This window comes from Brevundimonas sp. UBA7838, assembly GCF_002500885.1.
Lineage (GTDB): Bacteria > Pseudomonadota > Alphaproteobacteria > Caulobacterales > Caulobacteraceae > Brevundimonas > Brevundimonas vesicularis_C.
Window position 1 is genome coordinate 1 of sequence record NZ_DLTK01000144.1, and the last position, 7,351, is coordinate 7,351.

The following is a 7,351-nucleotide window of genomic DNA, read 5'->3' on the forward strand; positions in this document are numbered from 1 at the left end:
TCGCGCGACACCGTCAGCTTGCCCCGCGTCGCCGTAGCGGCGACATCGGCGATGCGCAGGTCCGCGCCCTCGACCGCCGCCGCCTTCAGCGCGGTCGTGACTTCGCCGTCCAGCCGGAAGGTTTCGATCCAGCCGGAGACGACGCCGTCGAACCGGGCGGCGACATCGGCGCTGCGGGCGTTGAGCGTCGGGGTTCCCAGGCGCTCGCCGGTCAGGCGGGCGTCCAGAACCGCCCGGCCGTCGCCGCGCCGCGTCTTCAGATCTGGATAGGGCAGATCGCCGGTCAGCGTCAGCGCAGCCCCCTGCCCTCGGGCCGCCGGTGTCGCGAAGCTATCGGCGGCGGCCGACAGTTTGATCGCCATCCGGTCGCCGGTCGTGGTCAGGTCCAGAAGTCCGGTCAGGCCCTGGGCCTCCGCTTCGCCGCTCTTCAGCGCGGCTTTCGGCAGGCGCGCCGCCAAGCGCATCAGCTTGCCATCGTCGATCCGGGCGTCGGCCAGAATATCGAGGGTTCCGTATTCGGTGGACAGCCGTCCGCGACCGCCCTCGACGATGACCAGGGGGCTGCGCGAATCCGGGCGCGGCGGCCCGCCGGTGAACTCCTTGACCAGCGGGTCCAACGAGCCCAGCGACAGTTTTCCGCCCTTCCAGCTGGCCCGCACCACCGGCCGGACCAGGCGGATGCGGCTGGGGGTCACGCCCAGGCCCGACCGCGACCACGGCAGGGCGACGGCGTAATCGACCTCGGCCCGCTCGACGACGACATCGGGATTTTTGGGATCGCCGATGCGGATGCGGCCGACGAAGCCGTCGATCTCGATCCGCTCGACCTCGACATCGGCCTGGATGCCGCGCTGGTCCAGCCAGCCGACGAGGACGTTGCGCGCCACCGCGCGGCGATTGAGATAGATCAGGGCCGCCACCACGCCGATCAGCAGCGCCAGAATCAGAACGCCGACTGCGACGGCGCGCAGGATGCGACGGGTCTTGGCCTGCGGCTTTGGCTTTGGCTTTGGCTTTGGCTTGGACGGTGTGTCGGTCAAACGGATTGATCGCGTGATTGAAACAGCGGGCCGTCCACCTTGGTCATCCTTATCCCCAGCACAAGATCAAAGCGTGACGGTCGGTGTTCGGCGCCGCTTCCTGCCGGTCAAGCTGGGCCAGATAACGGCGAATCGACCGGTCGGGATCCCCGCACCGTCGAGCTTTGTCTGACGCACGTTAACCGTTTGTAACGGTCTGCTTTCCAAAATGAGACAAGCGCGGTATAGGACCGCCTTCGCGCCACGGGCGACACGGCGCGATCTTCGAGAACGAGTAAAGCTTTGGCGCCGAAGGCGTCGCAATACGACGGGGACCGATGGCTCAGTTCGACCCACGCCGCCAGCCGATGCGGCTCGCGCCGCACATGCTCACGGCGGCAGCTGCAATCTCGGTGGCGATGCTCGCTGGTCGAGCCTATCAACCCGCTCAGGCCGAAGAAGTTCCCGCCCTGACCTCGGCCCAAATGGCGGCCATGGAAGCCAAGGCCTTCGCCGCCGCCAACGCGCCCGCCGGCCTGACCGCGCCCGAGGCCGTCAACGTCCAGATCCGCCGTGGTGAAACCTTCGAGCAGGCCGTGCGCCGCACCGGCGTCGCGCCGGAAGAAGCCAGCGCCGTCGCCGCCACCGTCGCCAACGCCTTCGACCTGGCCGATCTGCGCGCCGGACTGAAGTTCGAAACCGCCATCGCCAAACCGCGCAACGGCCGCGGCGACGCCCGCCTGATCGGCCTGACGATGCGCACCGGCCCGGCGTCGCAACTGACCGTGTCGCGCAGCTTCGACGGCGCCCTGCGCCTGCGTTCGCTGGAAGAAAAAGTCACCCATGAGACCGTGGTCCTGAAGGGCGATGTCGAGCGCAGCCTGTCGGCCAGCGCGCGTGAACTGGGCGCCACCGCCTCCATCGTCCGTTCCGCCAGCCGCCTGTTCGCCACCAAGTTCGACATGCAGCGCGACATCCGCGCCTCCGACGAGTTCACCATGGTCTTCGACCGTGAAGTGACCGAGGCCGGCCGCACGGTGGATGTGGGCGACCTGATGTACGCCGAACTGCGCGGCGTGACCTTCTATCGCTTCAAGCCCGCCGGCGCGAAGGAGGCTCAGTTCTTCGACTCGAACGGCAAGAACCTGCGCTCGGCCATGATGCGCACGCCGCTGCAGAGCTTCCGTCGCGTGTCGTCCAACTTCGGTTTCCGCACCCACCCGATCTCGGGCTACAAGAAGATGCACCAAGGCATCGACTTCGCCGCCGGAACCGGCACCCCGGTCGTGGCCCCCGCTGACGGCGTGGTGGTCGAGGCGCGCCGCTGGGGCGGTTATGGCAACTGGCTGCGCATCCGCCACAACAACGGACTTGAAAGCGGCTACGGCCACCTGTCGCGCTACGGCTCGGGCATCCGCGCCGGCCAGCGGGTCAGCCAGGGTCAAATCGTCGCCTATGTCGGCTCGACCGGCGCCTCGACCGGTCCGCACCTTCACTATGAGCTGTGGCGCGGCGGCCAGCGGATCAATCCCGCCGGCGTGCGCACCCAGGAAGGCACCGAACTGGCCGGCGCCGACCTGACCGCCTTCCGCGCCGAAAAGGCCCGCATCGACCGCATCATCGCCTCGGGCGGTCAAAAGCGCCCCGCCATGCAGCAGGCGTCGGCCGAAGGCCTGCGTCCGGCCCGCGGCTAAGGTTCAGCCGACCAGACGCGGGGTCGCGCGCCCCGGCGTCGGGCAAGAAAGGCCGTGGACCGTCACATCGGCCTCGCCCAGCTTCAGGCCCAACAGGTCCAGCACGGGATTGAGCGCGCCGTCCAGCACCGGCCCCAGCGGCTCCAGCAGCCGCCCCAGGGCCTTGGTCAGGTCGCCGAGCCCCAGGCCAAGGCCGATCACGTTCACATCCACGTCCAGGCGCGCCAGCAGGCTGGCCACCGCACCGCTGGCGAAGCCGCGCGACGCCATGGTCTTGATGCGCTGATTGTCGATGTCGCCCGCGTCGAACCTCAGCGGCCTGAAACCGGTGTCCGCCGCGTCGACATCCGCCTTGCCGGTGATGCTGACCAGACCCAGGACCGACAGCAGGGTCGCGCGCTGGGGCGCCAGCGGGGTCTTGAAATCGCCCAGCTTCGCCTCGTCCACCACACCGATCGATGCGCGCGCCAGGCCCGGCCGCACATCGACCTCGACCGCGTGCGTCGGATCGCAGGACAGCGACTTCAGCCGCGCCTCGGACGCCGCCAGTTCGATCAGGATCGGCAGTTCGACCCGCGCCAGACCCGACAGGGATTGCGCGGTCTTGGCCCGCACATAGAGCCGCGCCTGAGCCGTGCGGATGATCGGCTGGCCGTCAGCCGTCACCGTCAGCCACGGGGAGCGATTGGGCCGTTCGCCGATCGCCAGGCTGGTCTTCAGATCGGCGAGCCCGACCGGCACGCCCAGGTTCAGCGCTATTTGTCGGTCCCTGCCCCCGCCGTCCTGGCCGCCCGCCAGCCGCTCCAGCACCCTCAGCGCACGGCCGGCGTCGACCTGGGTCGCCAGAAGCCGGTCATAGTCGCCGACCTGGACGCCCAAATCGGTCGCCAAGGCGTCGGTGAACCCCAGCAAATTGACGTCCAGATCGATCAGACGACGATAGTCCATGACGCTGAGCGACATCTTGGACCCGGTCAGGCCGCCGAGCACCTGATTGGCCACACCGCCGTCCAGCCGCGCCAGACGCGATCCGATCGAGATCGTTGCCTTGGGCGTCCCGCCGCCCGTCGTCGCCGTGGCCCTGCGGGTGACCCGCACCTGATCGCGGCCCAGCAACAGCGGCGTGAAGAACATCGGCGCGCGACTGGTGACCTCGACCCGTGCGGCGTTCGGCTTCACGCCGCCCGTCATGAACCGGTCATTGCGCGCCTTGGCCGGATCGGGCGTATAGACGCCCAGCGCCGTCGCCACGGTGACCGAGACGTCGGGCGCGACATTGGCCTCAACCGTCGCCTGGGCCGCGCGCGAGACCGCACCCTCGCCCTGCGCCAGGTTTCGCACCGCCGACAGCGCCGCGAGATCCGCCGCCGCCTGAACCCGGCGCGTGTGCAGAACCAGAACGCCCAGGTCGATCACCGCCGCCGTGAACAGACACAACAGGCCGCCCGCGACCGCCGCAATCACCGCCACCGCCCCGCGCCGATCAGCGCCGAACCGAAGCAGCAGCCGGGGCGCCCAGGCCCTCATCAATAGTCGCCCACATGGATGACCGCCGAACGCCGAATGACCGACGGCGGACGCGGCAGCATTCCGCCCAGCGCCATGATCAGACTGTCGCTGGCGTCATAGACGACGACGACCCGCAGCCGGCCGGCGTCCTCCATCACCTCGATGATCGTGTGTTCGGGGTTCAGCGCCACGCCCCGCACCGCCTCGCTGACCTCGCGCCGCGCCAGACCGTCGCGCTCGGCCGCGTCCAGCCCCCCGATCGCCGCCCTGGCGCCCTCCGACGCCAAGGCCTGAACCGACTGGGCCATCAGAAACCAGCCGCCATAGACGACGATGCCGATCAGCAGCAGGACCAGGATCGGCCCCACCAGCGCAAACTCCACCGCCGCCACGCCCTCGCGCCCGCGTCGCCTTGCAGCAGGAATGGGTCCGAACGTCCGCATGCCAACCTCATGATTACTATCATGGGTTGTATATCAGGCACAGTTAAGCGTTCGTGTGGCCGTTGGGCGGGTGTATGCTCGCCGCGCCTACAGTAGCCAGCCCTAGCCGGCCATCACCCGTTTTTCGGCCCGATCTGATGTCGCGAAAAAGGCAAGCAAGTCGTCGAACGGCAGTGGTCGCGAGACCCAGTAGCCCTGGATGGTGTCACATCCCAGAGCCGACAAGGCGTCAAAGACTTCCTCGGTTTCAACGCCTTCTGCGACGACGGTCATGCCCAAACCGTGGGCCAGATCGACGGTGGATTTGATGATCAGGCGATCACGCCCGCTGTCGAGGACATCAAGGATCAGGGACCGGTCGATCTTCAACTCGTCAGCGTTCAGCATTTTCAGATAGCTGAGCGAAGATAGGCCGGCGCCGTAGTCGTCGATCGAAATCCGCACCCCCGCCGCTCGATAGGCCGCGATCGCCTGGGCCGCGATCTTCGGGTTTTCGATGACGGCAGTCTCAGTGATTTCGAAGATGAGATCGGCGTCGCAGCCCTCGATCAACTGGAGCGCACGCGCTTGGAAGGCCTCGTCCACAAGGAGCCGTCCGGACACGTTCAGAGCGATCGCCAGATGAACGCCCTGGGCCCTCAACGCGGCCTGATCTTCGATCGCTTTGATGATGCTCCATTCGGTCAGCGCCCTGATCTGTCCCGTCTGTTCGGCGATCGGAATGAACAGGTCCGGCCCGATCCGACCGCGAACGGGATGATGCCAGCGGCAGAGCGCCTCGACCGAAGCCGTTGAGCCATCCGAGGTCTTGCGCTTGGGCTGATAGTGCAGACTGACGTCGCTCGTGCGCAGGGCGTCGCGAAGTTCCGACATCAGGGCGAGGTTGTTGTCGGGATCGACAAAGGACGCCTCGTCATAAAGCACCGTACGGTCATCCGAGAGATCGGCCTGATTAAGCGCCGTCGTCGCCCGTTCGATCAGAGCGTCGCCGCTCGCCGACTGCCTATCCTGTGAGGCGCTGCCGATGCGGACGAACAAATCCAGAGGCTGGCCGTCGACGGTGAAGGTCGTTTCCACGGCGCGAAGCGATCTGGCCAGGGCGTGTTGCTGATCGACGGACAGATCGGCCCGCGAGAAGGCTAGCACCGAGGACGCGATTTGCGCCACCAGGTCCACGTCGGCCAAATTGGCCAAGCGGTCGGCAAGCTGGACCATCAAGGTGTTGGCGACGTCATAACCGACGACCCCGCGCATCTCCGCATGGCGATCCACGCCGATCGCAAACACGGCGACGTTGGTCTCGGCTGTGGCGATCAGGTCGTCGATGCCCGCCAGCAGAGCTCGGCGATTGGGAAGCCCTGTTTCCGGCTGGTGCATCGCCAGATGAAGCAGGCCGGCCTCTCGCGCCTGCACGATCGCCTTGGCTTGCCTCGTCAACTCCACGCGGGTCGCCCAGATCGCCATCAGTGTCTGCGTGAAAAGAAGCGCGGCGATGTCGATGCTGACCGGCAGCAAGGCCTGAAGCACGATCGGCGCGATGACGATCAAGGCCGTGATGGCGACATGGCGCACGACCAGCCGCCACAGGGCGCCGCCCCCGCTCCTCACAGGCTGTAAAGCCGCGACGAGCCCGGCGCACATGATCAGAAGCGCCAGCGGGCTAAGGCTGACCAGGGCCCGTCCGTCAGCGATACTTTCGTAGGCGAGGGCGTGGATGATGACGCCGGGCAACAGTCCGACGGGCGTGGCGAACTCGTCGCCGAGTTCCAGGGCCGTCGCCCCCATCAGAATCTTCTTGCCGCGCACGAGCGAGGGGTCGAAGCGACCGCTGTAGACGTCCTCGAAACTGAGGTGGGGGATCGATTTCTGCTCGATCCCGAAATCGACGGTGAAAGCGCCCTGTCGCACCGAGGCATCGGCCAAGATGGCCGCGACCGATGGCGGCGTTTCCTCTGAGGCGCCGTAATCGTAATGGCGCACCCGTCCGTCGCCATCCACCGGCACATTGACCGACGCGAGCAAGGAATCATTCAGAAGCGGCGCGATCGGACGATTGCCCGATCTGCGTCTTTCGCCGGCGCCATATGACTCCATCTGCTCGAAGGTCGCCAACGCCACCTGACCGGGATGTCGCGACACGGCCGCCGCCAGCGCCTGATCGGACGCGGGGTTCGACGGCGCGCTGAAATCGACATCGACAGCGACCAGGGTCGCCCCGGCCGCAAGCAGATTGTCAATCGCTTGGGCATACCGTCGCCGATCCCATGGCCAGGTCTCTGCGGCGATGAGGCTTCGGGAATCGATCTCGACGATCGTCAGACTCTGGCTGGCAGGCCGCTCCAGAACCGAGAATCGCGCAGAGGCGATAACGTCGTCGAGGGGCCGGAAGGCGTTCGCGAGCATTCCTATGCCCGCGAACGCCAGGATCAGCACGGACCAGACGACGACAGAAAGTCGACGTCGACCGAGTTCATCAGCAACAGCGCGCATGGTCACCGCTTCGGAGGCCGAGGACCACCCTTGCCGGGATCATCCCCACCCGGGTTGCCATTGCCGGGGTTTCCAGTGCCTGGGTTGCCCGAGCCAGGGTTGCCGGAACCAGGGTTACCATTGCCCGGATTACCGCTGCCCGGGTTGCCGGAACCGGGGTTACCGTTGCCGGGGCTCCCCGAGCCAGGGTTACCAT

General features: G+C 67.1%; 5 protein-coding genes and 1 pseudogene. 1 reads left to right on the forward strand and 5 read right to left on the reverse strand.

Annotated features, from left to right (window positions below; genetic code table 11):
• Positions 1 to 1,040, reverse strand: a pseudogene (locus B3T77_RS15210) (C4-dicarboxylate ABC transporter); the annotation flags it as partial.
• A 317-nt stretch (positions 1,041 to 1,357) separates the two neighbouring features.
• Between B3T77_RS15210 and B3T77_RS15215 the strand changes: the two are divergent.
• Positions 1,358 to 2,713, forward strand: coding sequence for a M23 family metallopeptidase (locus B3T77_RS15215; RefSeq protein WP_055754622.1), 1,356 nt, complete (start codon positions 1,358 to 1,360; stop codon positions 2,711 to 2,713).
• Positions 2,714 to 2,716: 3 nt separating this feature from the next.
• Here the strand turns inward: B3T77_RS15215 and B3T77_RS15220 are convergent, their stop codons facing one another.
• From B3T77_RS15220 to B3T77_RS16395, 4 genes are all read right to left on the reverse strand, one after another.
• The gene (locus B3T77_RS15220; RefSeq protein WP_292080666.1) at positions 2,717 to 4,240 is read right to left on the reverse strand and encodes a TadG family pilus assembly protein; all 1,524 of its coding nucleotides are present in this window, start codon (positions 4,238 to 4,240) and stop codon (positions 2,717 to 2,719) included.
• Positions 4,240 to 4,665: a TadE/TadG family type IV pilus assembly protein gene (locus tag B3T77_RS15225; RefSeq protein ID WP_292080667.1), complete on the reverse strand. Its 426-nt coding sequence runs from the start codon at positions 4,663 to 4,665 to the stop codon at positions 4,240 to 4,242. The genes B3T77_RS15220 and B3T77_RS15225 overlap by 1 nt, the downstream gene beginning before the upstream one ends.
• Before the next feature lie 102 nt (positions 4,666 to 4,767).
• On the reverse strand, positions 4,768 to 7,155 hold the full coding sequence (locus B3T77_RS15230) for an EAL domain-containing protein (RefSeq protein ID WP_292080668.1): 2,388 nt from the start codon (positions 7,153 to 7,155) through the stop codon (positions 4,768 to 4,770).
• Positions 7,156 to 7,157: 2 nt separating this feature from the next.
• The coding region (locus B3T77_RS16395; RefSeq protein WP_414633158.1) for a hypothetical protein at positions 7,158 to 7,351 on the reverse strand (194 nt) is incomplete at its 5' end.